The following is a 21,663-nucleotide window of genomic DNA, read 5'->3' as shown; positions in this document are numbered from 1 at the left end:
ACAACAGTTTCCTGCATTTCTCATAATCTGATGGGGAATTGTTGTCTAGCTCACAGGCTAACTTAAAGCTACTTTCACACTGTTAACATCTCTGTAAAATGTTTCCTGTTTGAAAGCCCAATAATTTTAAGAACATCTACTCAGCCTGTTAGGGATAATGACTACAAGAGGTCACAATGAGCAAAGAAATTAAAGCCCAAGTTGTTGTACTTGGTTCAGGTCCTGCTGGTTACTCAGCGGCATTCCGTTGTGCGGATTTAGGTCTAGAAACAGTACTAGTTGAACGTTACAGCACTCTTGGTGGTGTATGTCTAAACGTTGGTTGTATTCCATCAAAAGCACTTCTTCACGTTTCTAAAGTAATCGAAGAAGCTAAAGCGATGGCAGAGCACGGCGTTGTATTCGGCGAGCCACAAACGGACATCAACAAGATCCGTATCTGGAAAGAAAAAGTAGTTGATCAACTAACTGGCGGTCTTGGCGGTATGGCTAAGATGCGTAACGTTACTGTTGTTAACGGTTTCGGTAAGTTCACTGGTCCTAACAGCATTCTTGTTGAAGGCGAAGGCGAAGCAACAACTGTTAACTTCGACAACGCAATCATTGCTGCGGGTTCTCGCCCAATCAAACTTCCTTTCATCCCACATGAAGACCCACGTATTTGGGATTCTACGGATGCACTAGAACTAAACGAAGTACCTGAAAAACTGCTTATCATGGGCGGCGGTATCATCGGTCTTGAGATGGGTACGGTTTACCACTCTCTAGGTTCTAAAGTTGAAGTTGTAGAGATGTTCGATCAAGTTATCCCTGCTGCGGATAAAGACATCGTTAAAGTTTTCACTAAGCGCATTAAGAACAAGTTCAAGCTAATGCTTGAAACTAAAGTGACTGCTGTTGAAGCAAAAGAAGACGGTATCTATGTTTCAATGGAAGGCAAAAAAGCACCAGCTGAAGCTGAACGCTACGATGCTGTTCTTGTTGCTATCGGTCGTGTTCCAAACGGTGCACTTATCGACGCTGAAAAAGCGGGTATCGAAGTTGATGAGCGTGGTTTCATCAATGTTGATAAGCAAATGCGTACTAACGTTCCTCACATCCACGCGATCGGTGACGTTGTTGGTCAACCAATGCTTGCTCACAAAGGTGTGCATGAAGGTCACGTAGCTGCTGAAGTTATCTCTGGTAAGAAGCACTACTTCGACCCTAAAGTAATCCCATCAATTGCGTACACTGAGCCAGAAGTTGCTTGGGTAGGTAAGACTGAGAAAGAAGCGAAAGCGGAAGGCATCAATTACGAAGTTGCTACTTTCCCTTGGGCTGCTTCTGGTCGTGCAATCGCTTCTGACTGTGCAGATGGCGTTACTAAGATGATCTTCGATAAAGATACTCATCGCGTAATCGGTGGTGCTGTTGTTGGTACTAACGGTGGTGAACTTCTTGGCGAAATCGGCCTAGCAATCGAAATGGGTTGTGATGCAGAAGATATCGCACTTACTATCCACGCTCACCCAACTCTACACGAGTCTGTTGGTCTAGCTGCGGAAGTATTCGAAGGTTCAATCACTGACCTTCCAAACAAGAAAGCAGTGAAAAAGAAGAAGTAATCCTTCTTTAGCCACTCGCTAATGTTTTTAAAAGCCGCTGATTCGTCAGCGGTTTTTTTATGTCTGAAGAAAAGAGCAGGAACGTTTCACTCCGAGATGCGAGTACGCTGCGCTTCGGGATGCGAAGAGACATTCCATTCTACAAAAAAGGGTTGGCCCATTAGGCCAACCCTTAAATTATTTACTCGAATCTACTTATAAATGCACAGCATGTTCAAGTAGCTATCCGTTAAGCTTGAAAGCTCTTCTGGCGTTTCTACACGTTTTGCTTGGATGAATAGCGAGTAGCAAATGCCGTGGAATAGATTGGCTAGATGTTTAGGATCGTGATCGTCACAAACTTCGCCACGTTCAATCGCTTTGCTAAACATGTTTTGTACTAACATTTGGTTAGTGCGGTTCGTTGTTACGAATAGCGGCCATACTTCATCACGAGTCGAAGCGCTCCATTCGAACCACACATTTAACCAATGGCTATCTTGAGCCACTAACGTCACCATTTCAGTCGCAATATTATGTAGGTTTTGTTTTGCGTGAATATCCAGATCGATATTGTCTGAAAGGAAGTTAGAGAATTGGCGTACAACGTGATTTAGTACTTCATCAACCAGATCTTCACGGGTAGGGAAGTAGTTAAATACAGTTGCGACAGACACCTGAGCGATGTCTGCAATATCAGCGTGTCCACCACGACCGATACCGCGGCGAGAGAATACCTCAAGAGCGATTTCCATCAATTGAAGTTTTCTTTTTAAAGGTGAAAGCCTAGTTCTAGGTCTCTTAGATATTGAGTCCATTTTATTTTCCTTGCCAACGAAATTTTTATATTAATGATTTTATTATTATTTAAGCCAAGATGAGTGTAATGGTGCATATGCGAATGGTCAATCCTTTCAGCTTGTTTTATAGACAGTTACATCAAACTTGATACATAAAGCGTGATCAGCATTGATGTGAAAGGAGACGAGTATTGGATAAGGCACCAGCGCACATTTCGTTGAGAATCTGACAGTAAATTCGAACCATAAGGTGGTGTGGGTATTTGAGCAGTGCTAGACTTACGCACAAAATTGAGCGACACAACTGACGAAACTGTCAACATTCGTCGCAATCACCAAATAGAATGAGAGCAGTATGAAGCATACAGTTGAAGTCATGATCTCTGAGCAAGAAGTTCAGGATCGAGTGAACGAACTAGGCAAACAGATCACGGAACACTACAATGGTAGTGAAGATCTAGTTTTAGTTGGCTTATTGCGTGGATCTTTTGTCTTTATGGCAGATCTTGCTCGTGCTATCGATTTAACTCACCAAGTTGATTTCATGACCGCGTCTAGCTACGGCAACGGCATGGAAAGCTCACGTGATGTTCGTATTTTGAAAGATCTTGATGATGATATCCAAGGTAAAGACGTTCTACTTGTAGAGGATATTATCGATACAGGTAACACGCTGACTAAAGTAAAAGAGATTCTGAGCCTACGTGGTCCTAAGTCTATCGAAATTTGTACGCTATTAGACAAGCCTTCTCGCCGTGAAGTGACTGTCGATACAAAATGGATTGGTTTTGAGATCCCAGACGAGTTTGTTGTTGGTGTTGGTATCGACTACGCACAAAAATATCGTCACCTACCGTACATCGGTAAGGTAGTACCTCAAGAGTAATCATTACGCTTGTGGTTTAGAAGTCATTAAAAAGCCCGCTTGATGCGGGCTTTTTGTATATATGACGGAATGGGTTAGCTTTGTTGACTAAGAAGAGGCGTCGTTAAGATCTTGTTTAATGCATCTAAGTGACTGTTCTCTAAAGTATCGTTACTTGAGCAACGTACGCCAAGGTCCTGTAGCTTGCCATCGCCAATACCATAAACCACACCATGGATTTCAACGTCTTGGCCACGCTCCCACGCATTTTGCATAATGGTTGAGTTACCTAGGTTATAAACCTGTTCTGCGACGTTAATTTCGCATAACTTGTCACCCCATTGCTCACGAGGAAGCCCCTCGATTTGCTTGCGGTATTTTAGGTAATTGTCACGGATGTGCAGTAACCAGTTGTTGATAAGACCAAGTTTAGGGTTATCAATCGCCGCGTTAACACCGCCACAACCGTAGTGACCACAGACAATAATGTGTTTCACTTTAAGCACATCTACTGCGTACTGAACAACAGATAGACAGTTTAGGTCTGTATGAACCACTTGGTTGGCCACGTTTCGGTGAACAAACAGTTCTCCAGAATATAAGCCAGTCAGGCGCTCGGCTGGAACTCGGCTATCTGAACAACCTATCCATAGAAAACCAGGGCTTTGACCCTCTTCAAGCGTTGTAAAATACTCAGGTCTTTCAGAGCGAATTTCTTCAGACCATTTGGAATTGTTCTCAAAAAGCTGTTTTATTTCTGGCATCTTGCTTCTTACATCCCTCAATTAAGATGCTTAACTATACACAATGTTACAAATTCAATCTCGTAAAAACTGCGTCAAAATTTACTCATCTGACGTGTTCTAGTACGGAAAATCATAAACTTAGCCCACTATCAATAATCCGGTTATAAGACATGAATAATGTGATTGAATTAACACTTTCTGAACACTTGATACATTTGCTAAAGTGATAAGGTTTGTCATTTCATCATCAGGAAGGTGTGTTTTGTTTGGAAGTCGTTTTACGGATATCAATCTCAAAGGGGATATGTTTGGCGGTGTAACTACAGCCATCATCTCGTTACCTTTAGCATTGGCATTTGGTGTTGCTTCTGGCGCGGGAGCTGAAGCTGGCTTGTGGGGCGCCATTATGGTTGGCCTATTTGCAGCATTGTTTGGCGGTTCGAGTAGTTTGATTTCTGAACCTACCGGCCCGATGACGGTGATCATGACTGCCGTAATGACGAGTATGGTTGCTAAATATCCTGAAACGGGTATGGCAATGACCTTTACTGTCGTGATGATGGCCGGTGCATTCCAGATATTACTTGGTACGTTAAAGCTAGGAAAATACGTCACTTTGATGCCATATAGCGTGATCTCCGGATTCATGTCGGGCATTGGCGTTATTCTGATTATCTTGCAGCTGTCTCCATTGTTAGGGCATGCCGCTCCATCCGGTGGTGTAATGGGCACGCTCTCTGCTTTACCTGATACGCTAGCAAACTTAAAAGTGAGTGAGCTATTTCTAGGTGCTCTGACACTCGGTATTCTTTTTGGCTTCCCCGCTAAGTATCGTAAGTATGTGCCTGCTCAACTGGTCGCGTTAGTGGCTGTAACGCTCTTGTCCGTCATTATTTTTGATACCGACTCTATTCGCCGTATTGGTGAAATCCCAGCTGGTTTACCTTCCCTCGTTATCCCTACGATCAGCGCTGAACAGTTTACTACTATGGTTATCGATGCCTTGGTGCTTGGTACATTAGGTTGTATTGATACGCTTTTGACCGCGGTTATCGGAGATTCATTGACTCGTAAAGAGCATGACTCAGACAAAGAGCTTCGTGGCCAAGGCATTGCCAATATGATCTCTGGCCTGTTTGGTGCACTACCTGGCGCGGGGGCCACTATGGGGACTGTAACCAATATTCAGGTGGGAGCGCGTTCTCCGCTTTCAGGTGTTATTCGAGCTTTAGTACTTGCGCTCGTGGTATTGGTTGCAGGTGGTTTAACAGAACCGATTCCTATGGCAGTGCTGGCTGGTATCGCGATGTATGTTGGTTTCAATATCCTAGATTGGAGCTTTATCCAGCGCGCGCACAAGGTTAGCTATGCCGGCATGGGCGTGATGTACGGCGTGATGCTATTGACTGTGTTTGTTGACTTGATTATTGCCGTTGGACTGGGTGTGTTTATCTCGAATATTCTGATTATTGAAAGATTAAGCCGAGAGCAAGCCAGACAAGTTAAGGCGATCAGTGATGGTGATGATGAAGACGATATCCCATTGACTGATAGCGAACGTCAGTTACTCGATAGTGCCAATGGTAAGGTGCTATTCTTCTACCTATCAGGGCCGATGATATTCAGCGTTTCAAAGGCGATTTCACGTCAGCACTCAAGTATCTCTGACTATGAAGCGATGATTCTAGACCTGACAGATGTACCTATGATTGATGTCACTGTTGGCCTAGCGCTAGAGAATGCGATTAAAGATGCATTGGATGCGCAGTGTGAGGTGTATCTGCTGTGTCCTAATGAGAATACTCGTCAACAACTAGAGAAGTTCCACGTGATTGACCTAGTACCTGAATCCAACACTTATCGATTCAGATATGAAGCCCTGACGGCAGCAACAAGCTATGTCGACAGAGATGAGCATCAATTTGAGTCAGTTTAATTTTTCAGTAATAAGCTGATATGAATGACCTGATATGAATAAGCCATAGACGCTCACTTCAAGACTGATCATTAATGCCGTTAAGTGAATCACTTAGCGGCATTTTTATATTTATTGAACGTTGATTTAGTCTTCACCTAGCCAAGACGCTTATTTGTTTTCGAAAGAAACTCTCACACGATATTTGTATTCATCGTCAATCAACGATAAACTTGTTCGCAAAATGGCCGAGTTAACAAGTTTGGGTTAGCTTTCAGCTAGTTCGTTTTAAGCATTACTCTCTTCCTCAAGCTCGGCCGTCTACATCTTATCTATAGCAAATGGCAGTCTATCTCTATGTATGCATTAGAAATTGAGCAATTAAGAAAAACTTATGCTGGGGGCTTCGAGGCTCTTAAGGGCGTTAGTTTACAAGTAGAAAAAGGCGACTTTTACGCACTACTTGGTCCCAATGGTGCGGGTAAATCAACCACCATTGGTGTTATCTCTTCACTGGTAAATAAAACGTCAGGCAAGGTTAAAGTGTTCGGCTACGACATTGATACCGATCTGGAATTGGCGAAGCAGAACTTAGGCCTTGTGCCTCAAGAGTTTAACTTTAACCCGTTTGAAACCGTTGAACAGATCGTGCTGCAACAAGCGGGTTATTACGGCGTGCCAAAAGCATTAGCGAAAGAGCGAGCGAAAAAGTACCTATCTCAACTCGATCTGTGGGAAAAGCGTGGCGAACGCGCGCGTAACTTGTCTGGTGGTATGAAGCGTCGTTTGATGATCGCGCGTGCATTGATGCATGAACCTCATTTGTTGATCCTTGATGAACCGACAGCAGGCGTTGATATTGAACTACGTCGTTCAATGTGGGAATTCCTAAAAGAGATCAATGAGAAGCAGGGCATTACCATTATCTTGACCACGCACTACCTAGAAGAAGCAGAAATGCTGTGTCGCAACATTGGTATCATCAATCGCGGTGAGCTGATTGAGAACACAACAATGAAAGCGCTGTTGGGCAAATTGAGTGCTGAGACCTTTATTCTGGATCTGGAAGAGGGCACGACTGAACCTAAGCTTGAAGGCGTGAATAGCCAAGTGATGGTCAATGGCTCGCTAGAAATCGAAATCGACAAGAACCTAGGTTTGAATACCATCTTTGCTCAATTGAGCGAGCAACAGGTTAAAGTCCTCTCTATGCGTAACAAAGCAAACCGTCTAGAAGAGCTATTTGTGAGTATCGTCCGTGAGGGGAGTAAATAATATGTACAGCCTATATTGGACCGCTTTCTGCAGTTTGTTGACCAAAGAGATCAATCGCTTTACTCGTATCTGGGTGCAGACTCTGGTGCCGCCAGCGATTACCATGACGCTTTACTTCATCATCTTCGGTAACCTGATTGGTGCGCGTATTGGTGAAATGAACGGCTTTAGCTACATGGAATACATTGTTCCCGGTCTGATCATGATGTCGGTGATCACCAACTCATATTCCAACGTTGCTTCATCGTTCTTTAGTGCCAAGTTCCAGAAGAACATTGAAGAGCTGCTTGTAGCGCCTGTTCCTAACTACGTGATTATCGCCGGCTTCGTAATGGGTGGTGTGGTTCGTGGCTTGTTAGTGGGTACCATAGTAACCTTCGTGTCGTTGTTCTTTGTCGACTTACAAGTTGACCATTGGGGCGTGATCATTGCGGCGGTATTTTTAACGTCGGTAGTATTCGCTTTGGGTGGCTTGATTAACGCGGTATTCGCACGCACGTTTGATGATATCTCTATTATCCCAACCTTTATCTTAACGCCGCTGACGTACCTTGGTGGTGTGTTCTACTCGATCAGTCTATTGCCTGAATTCTGGCAAGGTGTATCGAAGTTGAACCCTATCGTGTACATGGTTAACGCGTTCAGATATGGCTTCTTGGGTGTGTCTGATGTGGGGATCGTGACGTCGTTTGGCGTACTAGGTGTGTTTATCGTGCTGTTGTATGGCATTGCACACTACCTAGTGACAAAGGGTATTGGCTTACGTAGCTAACCTTTGGTTCATCTAAGTAACAGGTAAAGAAAAAGGTCGATATAACATCGACCTTTTTTTGTTTTGCGTTAAGAGCAGAAGCCGACTATTCAGTCGTTTCTTCTTTCACTTCTTCTTTGGTTTCCGTTACCAAATCGAGAACTTGGTTATCGATAAGACGCGTCTTACCTAGGAAAGCCGACATTAGAATCACTGCTTGAGTTGATTCTGAAGTGATCGCTTGCAGAGTTTTAGCATCACAAATGAAGATTTCGTCAGGTTGAAGATCTGCAGCGCGTAGCTGGTCAGTAGCATCTTCAATCACTGATGCGTAATCATCGCGACCACCACGAATAGCGCTGCTGATCCAGCGCATAGTACGCGCTAAAACGGGCGCTCGTTGGCGCTCGTCAATCGTTAGGTTGCTATTGCGAGAGCTCATTGCCAAACCATCCATTTCACGAACGGTCGCAACGCCGACAACTTCAATGTCTAATGCTAAATCAGTGGTCATCTGGCGAATAACAGCAAGTTGCTGAAAGTCTTTCTCGCCGAAGCATGCAAAGTCTGGCTGAACGATATTAAACAGTTTAGTGACAATGGTTGATACACCACGGAAGTGACCTGGACGAGAGGCACCTTCAAGCATGTGAGATATGCCAGGGACCTCAACAAACGTCTGCTTGTCTAATCCATCTGGGTACATCACCTCTGGCGTTGGTGTAAATACTAGCTCAACCCCTTCACCTGTTAGTTTGCTTAAATCTGCTTCTAACGTTCGAGGGTAGTTGTTTAGGTCGTCTGCACGGTCAAACTGCATTGGGTTTACAAAGATGCTTACCACAACGATGTCGGCCAGTTCACGAGCTTTCTTTACCAGAGTCAGGTGGCCTTCATGCAGGTTTCCCATTGTCGGTACAAAAGCAACCGTACGTCCATCACGCTTAAACTGTTTAATCTGCTCACGAAGAGCCGCTATTTCAGCAAAAGTTTGCATACTTACTCCTAAGCGATTGTATGAGCTTCATCAGGGAAGCGCGCGCTCTCTACTTCTTCTTTGTATAGAGCTACTGCCTTACGCATATCACCTGTTTCTGCTAGGAAGTTCTTAGAGAACTTCGGCATGTAGTTCGCAGAAATACCGAACATGTCATGCATAACCAAGATCTGACCATCGGTAACATTACCTGCGCCGATACCGATAACCGGTACGTCACAAGCTTCTGTAATTCGTTTTGCCAATGAAGCTGGCACACATTCAAGTAGAACGATTTGAGCGCCTGCGTTTTGCAGTGCTAACGCGTCAGCAACCATTTTGTCGGCTTGCTCGTCGTCACGACCTTGAATCTTGTAACCACCAAAGATGTTCACAGATTGAGGCGTTAAGCCTAAGTGCGCACATACTGGTACTGCGCGTTCTGTTAGCATTTTCACAGTATCAACCAACCAGCTTCCGCCTTCGATTTTTACCATGTTCGCACCAGCACGCATCAAAGTCGCTGCGCTCTCACAAGCTTGTTCTGGCGTTGCGTAGCTCATGAAAGGCATGTCAGCCATAAGAAGACAGTTCGGGCTACCAGCACGCACTGAGCGAGTATGGTAAGCAATGTCTTCAACAGTTACTGGTAATGTATCGTTATGGCCTTGTAAAACCATACCCAGTGAATCACCGACAAGCAGAACTGGCATTTCTTGGCTTTCGAATAATTGAGCAAAGCTCGCATCATAAGCTGTCGAAGTCGCGAATTTACGGCCTTCACGTTTGCATTTGATCAGGTCGTTAATGGTTACTTTTTTCATTGGTTTTCCTTAATGCGCTTGGCTATTGTTGCCAAACATTGAGCCCGTTCTTATCTACTATTTTCAGTATTTCTGTCAGCTCAGTCCCATCAGGGAGTTGTAAACTTGGTGCGATTTCAGCAAGCGGGTAGAGTACAAACTCTCGTTCTTTCATTCCGTAATGAGGAACAATTAAGCGCTCTGAATCGATCACCTCATTGCCGTATAACACAATGTCGAGGTCCAAGGTTCTTGGCCCCCAACGCTCGTCTTTACGGACGCGCCCTTGCTCTAACTCGATCTTTTGAGTGCAATCAAGCAGTTCAATTGGCGTTAATTCGGTTTGGATAGCGACTACCGCGTTGATGTAGTCCGGTTGATTTTGCGGCCCCATTGGAGTGCTACTATATAGCTGAGAGGTCGCAATAAACGTTGATCGCGGTAGGCTTTTTAGCGTTTCGATAGCCAAATTTGCTTGGCTAACTGGGTCGGCAAGGTTGCTGCCGACCGCAATGTAAGCCGTTATCATTCTGATTGCTTACTCTTTTTGTTTCGGTAAGTCTTACGGCGACGATGGCCTGACTTTGATGGTGCTGCAACGTCGTTAGCCATCGCTTGACGCATGTTGCGACCGGCTGTTTGATAACGCTCCCACCATTTCGCAAGATCTTTAGTTTCGCCACCCTCAATCTCACCACGCATTTCTAGGAAATCGTAGCCTGCACGGAACTTGTTGAGCTCCATAAGACGAACAGCGCGTTTACCGTTGCGACGAGGCAGTCGAAGTTGCAGTTGCCAAACTTCGCGAATGGTTGCGGTGTGACGACGAGGAATCGCAATAGACTTTACTTGCTGATCAAGAATGATGTTACTCGCTTCCATGATCGCGTCGTAGTGCGCCATACCCTGTTCAGCGACAAGTTTGTCTGCCAGCTTGTTCATTGGGTACCAAAGCATCGCTGCGAACATGAATGCTGGGTTTACTCGCTTACCATCTTCGATGCGAAGATCGGTTGAATCGAGAACCAAATCAAGCATCTGCTCTGTGTGAGAGTCGTAATCTTCTGTGAAGTATTCCGCTACAGCTGGGAACATCTGCTGAAAGAGGTTGTACTCGCGCATTAGGTGGTAGGTTTCTAAACCGTGACCTGATTGCAGCAATTTCAGAGACTCTTCGTAAAGACGCGCTGCTGGGATATCTCTTAGAAGGTGCGCTAACTCTTCAATCGGGTCAGCTGTGTCTTCTTCAATATCGAAATCCAGTTTAGCGGCGAAGCGCATTGCACGTAGCATACGTACTGGGTCTTCACGGTAACGCGTTTCTGGATCGCCAATCAGGCGGATCAGTTTATCTTCTAAATCTTCTACACCACCCGCGTAGTCGTGGATGCTGTAGTCTGCAATGTTGTAGTACATCGCATTGATTGTGAAATCACGACGCTCTGCATCTTCATCAACACTGCCATACACGTTATCGCGCAATAGCATGCCTTCTTTCGATTGTGCAGACACGTTTTTCGATGGTTCTTGGTGGTGGCCACGGAAAGTTGCCACTTCAATGATGTCACGACCAAACATGATATGTGCCAAGCGGAAACGGCGACCGATAAGGCGACAGTTTCTGAAGAGGTGTTTGATTTGCTCTGGCGTTGCGTTGGTCGCAATATCAAAATCTTTTGGCTGAGAGCCTAATAAGATATCGCGTACACCACCACCGACTAGAAATGCGTCAAAACCCGCACCATTCAGACGATATAGCACTTTTAGTGCGTTGTCGCTGATCTGCTTGCGTGAAATATTGTGCTCTTGACGAGTATAAATATTCAGAGCTAATTCGTGGAATCCGCGTTGTTCGCTTGGGGTATTGTCGTTTGTATTCATTAGTTTAGAACAAAGTAGGTATCGCCAACTTTGTTTTTCTCTTAGTCCAAAGTGGTAGTGCAGAGTTTAATTGCGGCTAATAATAGCTTAGCGCGAGCCATTTGAGAACATCGTCTGCTTAACCACAGTGGTTGGTTATGGCATTTTTATGTGTCGTTTTTGCTATTTGCCGTGAGTTTCGAGCTAATTACAGTGCTCTTTTTGTAAACTATCAGGTAACTGACTGACGTTCCATTGTTGGCAGCCCCACAATAAAATCTCATCCATTGAAGCCTCACAAAGGGCTGTCGGGATATCAAAACCTAAGAATCGCATCGCGTTGAGTAACGTTGGTTTTGGATTGTCGAGATTGATTGCGGTGGCATGGTTCTGTTTTGACAGTTTATTCCCCAAGTCATCGGTTGCCAATGGTAAGTGCAAGTAGCTCACTGTTTTTTGCTTGAGCGTCTTGTACAAACTGATTTGTCGACCTGTTGGTTCTATCAGGTCTGCGCCTCTTACGACTTCCGTTACTCCTTGTTCGATGTCATCAAGGACAACGGCCAAGTTATAGGCAAACAATCCATCTCTGCGTTTAATAATAAAATCTTCTTCAGCTAATGCTTTAGGGATTTGAATCGTGCCGTGGCGCACATCATCAAAGGACTCTACAGGAAAATCCATGCGTAAGCGCACCGCTTGTTCACCTGAATCGATTAAGCCTGCATCTCGACAGTGACCATTGTAAAAGCCACCCAAAGCCTTTATCTGCTTACGAGTACATTGGCAGTAGTAGGCTTGTTTATCAGCGACCCATTGATCAATTTGAGCTTGATACATGTCGTGACGCTGGCTTTGATAAACGACTTCACCATCCCAAAATAGATGGTAAGCCTCAAGCGTCTTAAGAATCAGGTCTGCAGCGCCGGCCATTTCTCTTGGTGGATCTAAGTCTTCCATACGAACCAACCATTTTCCTTGGTTAGATTTTGCTTGGAAGTAACTACCAAGAGCAGCAACAAGTGAGCCAAAATGAAGAGGACCTGACGGTGATGGTGCAAAGCGCCCGATATAATTCATGTGTGAACAACCTAATCTGGATGGTACCGCAGTAGCCGATTCTTAAGACGTTTAACTGTCGTATTATTGTTTCTAACTCGCGCTTTAACGCTGAGTTCACCAACAAAAAAGGGAGCCAAGGCTCCCTTTCTTTACATCTGCAAGAATTAACCTTGCATCTGTTTCTCTTTGATTTCTGCAAGTGTTTTACAGTCAATACAAAGGTCAGCAGTTGGACGAGCTTCAAGGCGACGAATGCCAATCTCGATACCGCAAGAATCACAGAAGCCGAAATCGTCTTCTTCGATCTTGTCTAATGTCTTCTCAATTTTTTTGATAAGACGACGCTCACGGTCACGGTTACGTAACTCTAGGCTGAATTCTTCTTCTTGAGAAGCACGGTCAACTGGGTCTGGGAAATTCGCTGCTTCGTCCTGCATGTGGTGCACAGTACGATCAACTTCTTCCCTGAGCTGGTTGCGCCAAGCTGCTAAAATTTTTGTAAAATGTTCCGTTTGCTCAGGTGACATGTACTCTTCACCTGGCTTTTCTTGGTACGGTTCAACACCTGCGATGGCTAGGATGCCTAGCGCTTTTTTCTTAGATTCTGGCATACAGCATCTCCTATTTACACCTAGTCAACTGCAAAGCAGCTAATTTTAAGGCGGGTATCTATAGCAGAAAGAACGAATGGTGGCAAATACTCTTATTCAAACTTGCAATCAATGTGATTAGTTCAGCATCTTTGCTTAGCTATTGATAAATTCAACAGCTTGTTTTAGTTGTATTTGAGTATTGCTGAGCTCTGCTTTATAGCAAAGCACTTCAACTCCAGCGTCTTGTGCTTGTTTTAGTAATAACGAATATTTGGCGTCTATATGGTGTGCCGCAGACACTTTTTCAATACCTGAATGTAAAACAGTGAATAAAAGTACGGCTCTATTTCCAGATTCAACCATTTCTGTGAGTTCACGCAGATGTTTTTGGCCTCTGGTGGTGACCGCATCAGGGAAAAAGCCTTGCCCTTTAGTTGACGTTTCTTGCTCGTCGAGCAAAGTGACGCTTTTTACTTCGATATAACAAGGCGGCTTTTCGTTATCTTCAAGCAGAATATCAATGCGACTATTCTCACTGCCATATTTCACTTCGGTTCGTAACGCGTTATAGCCTAAGAGTTCAACTATAGTATTATTTTCAATTGCTTCCACTGCCAACTGGTTTGCTCGCGCAGTATTTACACAAATACGATGACCTTTGTCTGTTTCTGAGATCTCCCAGCTGTTTGGGTACTTTCTTTTTGCATTATCGGAGGTTGAGTACCACACCGTATTGCCAGGAGTCGCACATCCTGTCATCGCTCCAGTGTTAGCACAGTGGATAGTACGCTCGCTGCCGTCGGGAAGTTGGATATCAGTGAGAAAGCGTTTATAGCGTTTAATAAGAGTCGCTGGCTCTAATGGGGGATTGAACTGCATATTACTTATTTAGACAGGTAGGTTTTTATGTACAATGTTGCCAACATTACACCACAAGGTTCTCCCATTGCCACAACTGCCCATAGAAGCTGTGATGCCAGATCTGCTCGCTGGCGTAGAAACACACACTCAACTTATTCTAAAGGCCGCTCCCGGTGCGGGTAAGTCAACATTCTTCCCTTTACAACTGGTTAAGATCAATGCCGTTCAAGGCAAAATTATCATGCTTGAACCTAGGCGTTTGGCGGCAAGAAATATTGCGACTTACTTGGCGAGCCAATTGGGAGAAGAGGTGGGAGAGAGCATTGGCTTTAGAGTTCGTGGTGAATCTAAAACCAGCAGTTCAACTCGCTTGGAAATCGTCACTGAAGGGATCATGACAAGAATGATCCAAACCGACCCTGAATTGACTGGGGTTGATATGGTGATCTTTGATGAATTTCATGAGCGCAGCATTCACGCCGATACCGCATTGGCGTTTAGCTTAGAGATCCAAGAGGCATTGCGTGACGATCTAAAGGTGGTTGTGATGTCGGCAACCTTAGATCAACACGCGCTGCAGTCTTTATTGCCCAATGCCAAATACGTAGAATCACAAGGTCGCACCTTTCCGGTCGATTTCCGTTATCAGCCTCTTAGCGCAAATGAATATCTAGCCCCTAAAATGGCTAGCGTGATTCGCTCTCTGATGGAGAAAGAGTCAGGCTCACTTCTAGCTTTTTTACCAGGCGTTTCTGCGATTAAGCAGGTGGAATCTCAACTTGAACAGCTTGCTGGTGATATCGATGTGTGTCCTCTTTACGGGCAACTTAGCTTTCCTCAACAACAGAAAGCGATCGAGTCATCAGAGAAAGGGCGTCGAAAGGTGGTATTGGCCACCAATATCGCGGAAACCTCTTTGACTATCGAAGGTATTCGATTAGTGGTGGACTCCGGGCTTGAAAGAGTCGCTAAGTTTGATTTGAAAACTGGTATCACCAAGCTCGAGCAAGTGAAAATCTCACAATCTTCTGCTGAACAACGAGCGGGTCGTGCAGGACGAATTGAAGAGGGCTTGTGCGTTCGTTTGTACAGCGAAACGCAACTAATGCAGCAACCTGCTGTACCAGAGCCTGAGATTCTTCATTCTGATTTGTCTTCGCTGGTGTCTGAATTTACGCAATGGGGCGCTGCGAATGCAGACGAGTTGCAATGGTTAGACATTCCGCCCCAAGCTGCAGTGGAGCAAGCCAAGCAACTGCTGCAAAGCCTTGATATATTAGACAGCAATGGTCAATTTACGGCGCTAGGTAAACTGGCTCAACGTTTAGGCCTTGAACCACGTATCGCCAGCATGCTGATAAAAGCGCAACAGAACGGCCAAGCATTGCTGAATGCTGCGATTGTCGCCGCCGCTTTACTTGAAGAGCCTGAACGCAACGTCACAGATATTCAGCATTCGTTGCACCGACTTAAGCAAAGAAAACATTCGAAAAATAACGTGGTGATGCAGCGAGCGAAAAGTCTCGCCAGCAAACTCAATCATCACTTAGATTTGTCACAAGCTGACGAATCATTGCTACCATTAGTGCTTTGTTTTGCCTTCCCGGACCGGATTGCACAAGTGAGAAGCGCGACCAGCAGTGCTTTCCGTCTTGCTAATGGCCACGGCGCCGAGGTTCGTGACGATGATCCATTGGCGAACAATGACTATATCGTAGTGATTGATTTGATGCGCAGCACAGGGCGAGCCAGTCAGATTTTCTTGGCCACCGCGGTTGATATTGCGCAGCTAGAAGCTCAATTTCCCAAACTGTTTGTGCGTTCCGATTACGCCGATTGGGATGAGAAGCGTGGCCGTTTAGTTGCCGAGCAGCGAGTGTCCCTGGGCAAACTGATTATCAGCACCAAAGCTTTACCCGATCCCGATTCGAATCAGGCGAGCCAAGCGCTGCTCAACTATGTCGCTCGATGCGGGCTGGATCGATTACATTGGACACCTTCGGCTAAACAGCTGGTTGAGCGTGTACGCTGCGCTCAGCTTTGGATGCCTGAACATGATTGGCCAGCGATGGATGACGCGAGTTTGGTTGAACATATTGATGAGTGGCTATCACCATATTTGAATGGCATTAAGTCGGCAAAAGGGCTGACTAGTGTTTCGATTGAGCAGGCGTTGTCTGCTTATCTTGGCTGGCCTTTGAATCAAGAGATAGACCAATGGTTACCAACGCACTATGTGATGCCGACAGGCAGCAAGAAGATCATTCGTTATCAATGTCAGTCTGAACCCGTGATCTCAGTGCGAATGCAGGAAGTCTTTGGTGAACAAGATTCGCCATTGATTGCGCAAGGGCGTAAAAAAGTCGTGCTTGAGCTACTTTCTCCAGCACAGCGACCACTGCAAATTACTCAAGATTTAGCTGGCTTTTGGGCTGGCGCGTACAAAGAAGTACAAAAAGAGATGAAAGGCCGTTACCCAAAACATCCTTGGCCGGATGACCCTGCTAACCATGTAGCAACCACTAAAACCAAACGACAGTTGAATCGATGATGACCAAAATGTTAACGCCAAAAAAGGCACCACCTAAAAAAGCGCCAACAAAGAAGTCACCCGCGACCAAAGCCAAGCCAAGAAAACCAAGAGCGACTGCGAAAAAGACCAAACTTAAGGCTAAGAAGTCAGGTCAAAGAGGTTGGTTGAAGATCCTGTGGGGTATTTCTTGGAAAGCGGGCATAGCGCTCGCGGCATTGCTGTTGTTTGTCGGTATTTATCTTGATTCTGTGGTCAAGCAGCGTTTTGAAGGTCAGCTGTTTGATTTGCCAACTGTGGTTTATGCGCGAGTACTAGACCTGTCTCCTGGAACTCCAGTGAGTTTGGTGCAGGTTAAGAATGAGCTCGATGTGCTTAATTATCGTAAGGTGAACGCGCCTCGTCACCCGGGCGAATACTCCTCTTCTTCAACCAAGATTGAAATGATTCGTCGTCCGTTCGAGTTTGTCGATGGACCCGAAGCGGATCGTCATGTGATGCTGCATTTCAACGGTAACGAGTTAACTCGAATTCAGTCGCTAGAGAAGAAAGGCGACATGGGGTATTTGCGTGTTGAGCCGAAAATGCTTGGCATGCTTGAGAAAAGTAACGATGAGCAGCGCCTGTTCTTAAAACGCAATCAGTTCCCAGAAGTGATGGTTGATGCCTTACTGGCAACCGAAGACCGAAACTTCTATCAACACGATGGTGTGTCGCCACTGGCCATCGCTCGTGCAATGGTCGTTAACGTCAAAGCTGGGCGAACGGTACAAGGTGGTAGTACGCTGACACAACAGTTGGCAAAAAACCTGTTCCTGTCCAGTGAACGTACATTGTGGCGTAAGGTTCGTGAAGCCTACATTGCACTTATCTTAGACCATCGTTACAGCAAAGACCGTATCCTAGAGGCTTACTTAAATGAGGTTTATCTTGGACAGAATGGTGGGCAAGCGATTCATGGCTTCGGTTTAGCGTCTCGTTTGTATTTTGGTCAACCTATTCAAGAGCTGCGCATCGATCAGCTAGCACTGCTGGTGGGTATGGTGAAAGGACCGTCGTATTACAATCCGGTTCGCTATCCTGAGCGTGCTAAGACTCGACGCGATCTGGTTCTTCGCTTATTGATGCAACAAGACATCTTAACTCCGCGACAATACGAAGAGGCGGCGAGTCGTGATTTGGATATTCAAGACAACCCACGCATTGCTAGCCGTCAGCCCGCTTATTTCCAACAAGTAAACATTGAGCTAAAGAAGTATGTCGGCGATCGATTTGAGGCGAAAAAAGGGATTCGAGTCTTTACCTCTCTGGATCCGGTATCTCAAGACAAGTTAGAGAAGTCGATTGCTCGTAAGGTGCCTGATTTATCGAAAACCGCAGGTAATAAGCTGGAAGCAGCAGCTATTGCCGTGGATAGAAATACCGGTGAAATCCGGGCGATGGTCGGTGGTAAGCGTACTGGCTACGATGGCTTTAACCGTGCCTTGAACGCGAGTCGCCCAATTGGTTCTTTGGTCAAGCCTGCAATTTACTTAACCGCACTAGAGCAGCCTCAGAAGTACACGTTGGCGACAACATTGAAAGACACGCCACTGAGCTTGAAAGGCAGTAAAGGTAGCGTGTGGAGCCCGAGAAACTTCGATCGTAAGTTCCGTGGCGATGTGCCTTTGTATGTGGCGCTTTCTAAGTCTTACAACGTACCTACTGTTCGTTTAGGCATGCAATTAGGCATTGATAGTGTCTCGGATACGATTGGAAAACTGGGGGTCGATAAAAATGAGATTCGCCCAGTGCCGTCGATGTTTTTGGGTTCGTTCTCACTGACTCCGTTCCAAGTTGCGCAGATGTATCAAACCATTACCAATTCTGGGCGTATAGCACCTTTGTCTGCGCTTCGCTCAGTTGTTGATAACGATGGCGAGGTTCTGTATCAGTCGATCCCTCGTGTATCACAAAGCGTTGACCAGCAAGCCGCTTGGCTTACAACCTATGCAATGAAACGTGGCGTGTCGGAAGGCACGGGCCGTTTCCTACAAGGTCAGTTTGCATGGGCAGGGTTAGCTGGTAAAACTGGCACTAGTAATGACAGCCGAGACAGTTGGTTCGTGGGCGTAGATGGCCGTGAAGTGACGACCATCTGGCTAGGACGTGATGATAATAAGCCGACTAAGCTTACTGGTTCGAGTGGTGCGTTACGTGTTTATGCCGATTATCTCAAACAGAGAACACCCGAGCAGTTATTACTGCCTTGGCCGACAGGAATTGTCACCGCTAACTTTACTCGAACTTCTGAAGGGGCTTTAGAGTTTGATTGTGATGGTGCAGTTAAACTGCCACTTTGGGATGAGGGTGGAAACATTAAAAAGGGCTGTGAAAGTCAACCAAAACAGTGGCTAAAGAAGCTTTTCCAGTGGTAAAGTCGTAACAAGAAAGAATGACAAGGACAGTTAAAATAATGATTTCTCGTTGGTTAGTGAGTGGCTTAGGTGTTGTCGGTACTGTGATCAGTTTTCAGCTGTTTGCATCCACCGCGACACAGATTGATCAATCTCAGCAGGCTGAACAAGCTCATAAAAGGCCAACCGTTGCTGTCGTTCTTGCTGGTGGTGGGGCAAAAGGTGCAGCTCACATTGGTGTGCTTAAAGCTCTAGAAGAGATGCAAATCCCGGTTGATTACATTACCGGTACCAGTATGGGCTCATACGTTGGTGGTCTTTATGCGACAGGGATGAGCGCAGACGAGATCGAGAGCTTTATTTATACGGTTGATTGGAATCGCGGTTATCGTGATCGCGTTAACCGTAGTGATCGCCGTGTACGTGACAAAGAATATGAAGACCGCTACCAACTGAACACCGATCTCGGCTTAGGTTGGGGCGAAATCAAAGCAAGGAAAGGGGTGGTGCAAGGCCAGAATATGTTGCGTATTCTGCGTGAGACCACGGGTAATCTATCCTCATTCGATTCTTTCGACCATCTTGCTATCCCATACCGTTCAGTCGCAACTGACATTATCGAACTTGAAGAGGTGGTCATCGATCATGGCCACCTTGTTGATGCCATGATGGCGAGTATGTCAGTTCCCGGCGCGCTTCCCCCTTATGACCTCGATGGTCGAATGCTGGTTGATGGTGGTGTCACCAATAACATGCCCGTCGACGTAGCCAGAGCGATGGGTGCAGACATCGTCATTGCGGTGGATATCAGTACCAACTACAAAGGCAAAGATGATTTCACGAATTTTCTAGCCGCAGCTGACCAACTCTCTAATTATCTTGTTCAACGCAGCACCCAAGAGCAAGCTGAAACTTTAACAGACGATGATGTCTTCCTGCGCCCAGATGTTGGGGAAATGGAGACGACAGAATTTGATAAAATGCCATCGGCTTTCCTCGCGGGCTATGAAGCTGCTAAGCAGCATACTGATGAACTTTCTAAGCTATCGCTCTCAAATGCCGATTATCAGCATTATATCGAGGACAAACAAAAAGCGCGCAGACAGCTAAAACACGGCGATAAGACCGTCGTTGACCGAGTTGTTATCAATAACAATACCCACTATTCCGATAAGCTGATCGAAAACCGTTTAAACCTTGATTCAGGTGAGATTCTGAAGACCAGTGAAATTGAATCTAAAGTACAAGACCTCTATGCGCTAGATAGATTCGAGTTGGTGACTTATGAATTTGACACGGTAGATGGCGAGGAGCAACTGCTGGTCGATGTGAACGAAAAATCTTGGGGGCCAAACTACCTCAACTTTCGATTCTTTCTTGAAGATGATTTCTCTACTACAAGCCAATACTCGCTCGGTGTCTCAGCCAACTTTACTGATATTAATAAGCATGGTGCAGAGCTAAGAACCAATATCGAGATGGGAACGGACAAGCGAATTGAAGCGGAACTATACTCGCCATTCTTTTCGAGTCAAAAGCTGTTTACTTCGGCATCGGTTGTTTACAGCAAAGAGAACAGAAACCTACCCGCAGATATTGATGATATTGAAGAACCGACACTGGACGTAACGAAAGATTATCTCCCTATGACGTATAGTGAATATGTCGGTGAATTGGCATTAGGCTATCAACCAACCTTGTGGCAGGAGCTGACATTTGGTGTTCGTTATACAGATGGGGATGTTGAGGTTTCTTCGTTACCTTCATTGGGCAGTGGTGGCTACAAGCGTATTGGTGGCTTCATGGGTTACCGACTGGATACTTTGGATAATTTCAGCTTACCGACCAAGGGTTACTTTGTCGATTTAGAGTACCTCGTTTCTCATGATGATTTTGATAATGACAGCTCTCTTGGTGAATCGGATTTAACGTCTGAGAGTGATACGGTTTATGAGTTTTCGGCCAATTTCATGGCAGCAAAGAGTATTGAGAAGCATACTTTAGTCGCAAAGCTGGATTACGGTATTGTAGAGAGCAAAAATTCGATTTTCCCTATTGATCCCAAAGAGCTTGGTGGCTTCTTAAACCTGTCAGGTATTCCAAGGAATAGTATGATTGGTCAGAACTTGGCTTACACCAGCCTTATTTATCGTTATAAGTGGTTTGAAAATGACTTCGGCCTTTTTAAATCACCATTCTACGTGGGCGCATCCATTGAGCATGGTGGTGTTTGGTCGAACAATGATTTGAGTATTGATGAAGCGCCAATGTACACCGCGGGTTCTGTTTTCGCGGGTGTTGATTCTCCAATCGGGCCGATCATTTTAGCTTATGGCCGAACCGAAGATAATTTCGATTCGGTGTATCTGATTGTAGGTACGTCCTACAAATAATCATGCGCAGAGTCGCCATTTAAGTGCGTAATTAGGCAAAAATAGTGGGACTTTCGTCTTAACTTGCTATGTTGGTCAAAATGATAAGATTTTAATTTAACGTTAAATTTGCTATTCTACCGCCCACAGTTTGGCCTCTATGACGCCGCTCATCAATACAAATTGAATGACAAAAATGGCAATGGAGAGCCAAGTTTCCAAGGATGTTCACTTCTTTATTTTACTAACAATTATGAAGGGAAGAAGTGAAC

Annotated in this window: 17 protein-coding genes; 8 read left to right on the top strand and 9 right to left on the bottom strand. The window is 45.3% G+C overall.

The features are described 5' to 3' along the window. The first annotated feature begins 176 nt into the window (after positions 1–176). Positions 177–1,607: a dihydrolipoyl dehydrogenase gene (gene lpdA / locus AB4585_RS07685; RefSeq protein ID WP_017059440.1), complete on the top strand. Its 1,431-nt coding sequence runs from the start codon at positions 177–179 to the stop codon at positions 1,605–1,607. A 191-nt stretch (positions 1,608–1,798) separates the two neighbouring features. Here lpdA and AB4585_RS07680 read toward each other — a convergent pair whose 3' ends face one another. Then, positions 1,799–2,404 carry a LuxR/HapR/OpaR family quorum-sensing transcriptional regulator gene (locus AB4585_RS07680; RefSeq protein WP_019824386.1) on the bottom strand — a complete coding sequence of 202 codons (606 nt, stop codon included), beginning with the start codon at positions 2,402–2,404 and terminating at the stop codon, positions 1,799–1,801. Positions 2,405–2,741: 337 nt separating this feature from the next. On the opposite strand from AB4585_RS07680, the gene hpt reads away from it, so the two are divergent. Continuing rightward, a complete protein-coding gene (gene hpt, locus AB4585_RS07675) occupies positions 2,742–3,272 on the top strand; it encodes a hypoxanthine phosphoribosyltransferase (RefSeq protein WP_017059438.1) in 531 nt (176 codons plus the stop codon). A 74-nt stretch (positions 3,273–3,346) separates the two neighbouring features. Here the strand turns inward: hpt and can are convergent, their stop codons facing one another. Further along, a complete protein-coding gene (gene can, locus AB4585_RS07670) occupies positions 3,347–4,015 on the bottom strand; it encodes a carbonate dehydratase (protein WP_017063246.1) in 669 nt (222 codons plus the stop codon). A 286-nt stretch (positions 4,016–4,301) separates the two neighbouring features. Between can and AB4585_RS07665 the strand changes: the two genes are divergently transcribed. The 3 genes from AB4585_RS07665 (at position 4,302) to AB4585_RS07655 (ending at position 7,959) form a co-directional block, all read left to right on the top strand. Beyond that, complete coding sequence (locus tag AB4585_RS07665) at positions 4,302–5,933, top strand: SulP family inorganic anion transporter (RefSeq protein WP_017063247.1); 1,632 nt, start codon at positions 4,302–4,304, stop codon at positions 5,931–5,933. Between the two features lie 336 nt (positions 5,934–6,269). Then, entirely contained in the window at positions 6,270–7,187 is a 918-nt protein-coding gene (locus tag AB4585_RS07660; protein WP_017059435.1) for an ABC transporter ATP-binding protein, read from the top strand. A 1-nt stretch (position 7,188) separates the two neighbouring features. Further along, positions 7,189–7,959 carry an ABC transporter permease gene (locus AB4585_RS07655; protein ID WP_372169506.1) on the top strand — a complete coding sequence of 257 codons (771 nt, stop codon included), beginning with the start codon at positions 7,189–7,191 and terminating at the stop codon, positions 7,957–7,959. An 85-nt stretch (positions 7,960–8,044) separates the two neighbouring features. Here AB4585_RS07655 and panC read toward each other — a convergent pair whose 3' ends face one another. From panC to sfsA, 7 genes are all read right to left on the bottom strand, one after another. Beyond that, positions 8,045–8,935, bottom strand: coding sequence for a pantoate--beta-alanine ligase (panC, locus tag AB4585_RS07650; RefSeq protein ID WP_017059434.1), 891 nt, complete (start codon positions 8,933–8,935; stop codon positions 8,045–8,047). An 8-nt stretch (positions 8,936–8,943) separates the two neighbouring features. Next, positions 8,944–9,738 (bottom strand): 3-methyl-2-oxobutanoate hydroxymethyltransferase, encoded by a 795-nt coding sequence (gene panB, locus AB4585_RS07645; RefSeq protein WP_017059433.1) that lies wholly within the window; start codon positions 9,736–9,738, stop codon positions 8,944–8,946. Between the two features lie 22 nt (positions 9,739–9,760). Then, the gene (gene folK / locus AB4585_RS07640) at positions 9,761–10,246 is read right to left on the bottom strand and encodes a 2-amino-4-hydroxy-6-hydroxymethyldihydropteridine diphosphokinase (RefSeq protein ID WP_372169504.1); all 486 of its coding nucleotides are present in this window, start codon (positions 10,244–10,246) and stop codon (positions 9,761–9,763) included. Further along, the gene (gene pcnB / locus AB4585_RS07635; RefSeq protein WP_019819797.1) at positions 10,243–11,598 is read right to left on the bottom strand and encodes a polynucleotide adenylyltransferase PcnB; all 1,356 of its coding nucleotides are present in this window, start codon (positions 11,596–11,598) and stop codon (positions 10,243–10,245) included. The genes folK and pcnB overlap by 4 nt, the downstream gene beginning before the upstream one ends. 183 nt (positions 11,599–11,781) lie before the next feature. Then, complete coding sequence (gene gluQRS / locus AB4585_RS07630; RefSeq protein WP_048658186.1) at positions 11,782–12,657, bottom strand: tRNA glutamyl-Q(34) synthetase GluQRS; 876 nt, start codon at positions 12,655–12,657, stop codon at positions 11,782–11,784. 146 nt (positions 12,658–12,803) lie between these two features. Continuing rightward, complete coding sequence (dksA, locus tag AB4585_RS07625) at positions 12,804–13,250, bottom strand: RNA polymerase-binding protein DksA (RefSeq protein ID WP_004738189.1); 447 nt, start codon at positions 13,248–13,250, stop codon at positions 12,804–12,806. Positions 13,251–13,385: 135 nt separating this feature from the next. Beyond that, complete coding sequence (gene sfsA, locus AB4585_RS07620; RefSeq protein ID WP_048605721.1) at positions 13,386–14,111, bottom strand: DNA/RNA nuclease SfsA; 726 nt, start codon at positions 14,109–14,111, stop codon at positions 13,386–13,388. Positions 14,112–14,145: 34 nt separating this feature from the next. Between sfsA and hrpB the strand changes: the two genes are divergently transcribed. The 3 genes from hrpB to AB4585_RS07605 are packed head-to-tail and all read left to right on the top strand — an operon-like array spanning position 14,146 to position 21,412. Then, entirely contained in the window at positions 14,146–16,644 is a 2,499-nt protein-coding gene (gene hrpB, locus AB4585_RS07615; protein ID WP_372169501.1) for an ATP-dependent helicase HrpB, read from the top strand. Next, positions 16,641–19,040, top strand: a complete 2,400-nt coding sequence (gene mrcB / locus AB4585_RS07610) for a penicillin-binding protein 1B (RefSeq protein ID WP_372169499.1) — start codon at positions 16,641–16,643, stop codon at positions 19,038–19,040. Before hrpB ends, mrcB begins: the two co-directional genes overlap by 4 nt. A 38-nt stretch (positions 19,041–19,078) precedes the next feature. After that, positions 19,079–21,412: a patatin-like phospholipase family protein gene (locus tag AB4585_RS07605; RefSeq protein ID WP_017059426.1), complete on the top strand. Its 2,334-nt coding sequence runs from the start codon at positions 19,079–19,081 to the stop codon at positions 21,410–21,412. Positions 21,413–21,663 lie beyond the last annotated feature (251 nt).

It is taken from the genome of Vibrio sp. 10N.222.49.C9, assembly GCF_041474985.1.
Taxonomy (GTDB): domain Bacteria; phylum Pseudomonadota; class Gammaproteobacteria; order Enterobacterales; family Vibrionaceae; genus Vibrio; species Vibrio crassostreae_C.
The sequence above is the reverse complement of the archived record's forward strand: the minus strand, read 5'-3'. Positions and strand labels throughout refer to the sequence as shown.

What these genes read in the sequence shown, in the direction of transcription:
- lpdA (WP_017059440.1), top strand. Translation starts at nt 177, where the DNA reads ATGAGCAAAGAAATTAAAGCCCAAGTTGTTGTACTTGGTTCAGGTCCT.
- AB4585_RS07680 (WP_019824386.1), bottom strand. Translation starts at nt 2,404, where the DNA reads ATGGACTCAATATCTAAGAGACCTAGAACTAGGCTTTCACCTTTAAAA.
- hpt (WP_017059438.1), top strand. Translation starts at nt 2,742, where the DNA reads ATGAAGCATACAGTTGAAGTCATGATCTCTGAGCAAGAAGTTCAGGAT.
- can (WP_017063246.1), bottom strand. Translation starts at nt 4,015, where the DNA reads ATGCCAGAAATAAAACAGCTTTTTGAGAACAATTCCAAATGGTCTGAA.
- AB4585_RS07665 (WP_017063247.1), top strand. Translation starts at nt 4,302, where the DNA reads ATGTTTGGCGGTGTAACTACAGCCATCATCTCGTTACCTTTAGCATTG.
- AB4585_RS07660 (WP_017059435.1), top strand. Translation starts at nt 6,270, where the DNA reads ATGTATGCATTAGAAATTGAGCAATTAAGAAAAACTTATGCTGGGGGC.
- AB4585_RS07655 (WP_372169506.1), top strand. Translation starts at nt 7,189, where the DNA reads ATGTACAGCCTATATTGGACCGCTTTCTGCAGTTTGTTGACCAAAGAG.
- panC (WP_017059434.1), bottom strand. Translation starts at nt 8,935, where the DNA reads ATGCAAACTTTTGCTGAAATAGCGGCTCTTCGTGAGCAGATTAAACAG.
- panB (WP_017059433.1), bottom strand. Translation starts at nt 9,738, where the DNA reads ATGAAAAAAGTAACCATTAACGACCTGATCAAATGCAAACGTGAAGGC.
- folK (WP_372169504.1), bottom strand. Translation starts at nt 10,246, where the DNA reads ATGATAACGGCTTACATTGCGGTCGGCAGCAACCTTGCCGACCCAGTT.
- pcnB (WP_019819797.1), bottom strand. Translation starts at nt 11,598, where the DNA reads ATGAATACAAACGACAATACCCCAAGCGAACAACGCGGATTCCACGAA.
- gluQRS (WP_048658186.1), bottom strand. Translation starts at nt 12,657, where the DNA reads ATGAATTATATCGGGCGCTTTGCACCATCACCGTCAGGTCCTCTTCAT.
- dksA (WP_004738189.1), bottom strand. Translation starts at nt 13,250, where the DNA reads ATGCCAGAATCTAAGAAAAAAGCGCTAGGCATCCTAGCCATCGCAGGT.
- sfsA (WP_048605721.1), bottom strand. Translation starts at nt 14,111, where the DNA reads ATGCAGTTCAATCCCCCATTAGAGCCAGCGACTCTTATTAAACGCTAT.
- hrpB (WP_372169501.1), top strand. Translation starts at nt 14,146, where the DNA reads ATGTTGCCAACATTACACCACAAGGTTCTCCCATTGCCACAACTGCCC.
- mrcB (WP_372169499.1), top strand. Translation starts at nt 16,641, where the DNA reads ATGATGACCAAAATGTTAACGCCAAAAAAGGCACCACCTAAAAAAGCG.
- AB4585_RS07605 (WP_017059426.1), top strand. Translation starts at nt 19,079, where the DNA reads ATGATTTCTCGTTGGTTAGTGAGTGGCTTAGGTGTTGTCGGTACTGTG.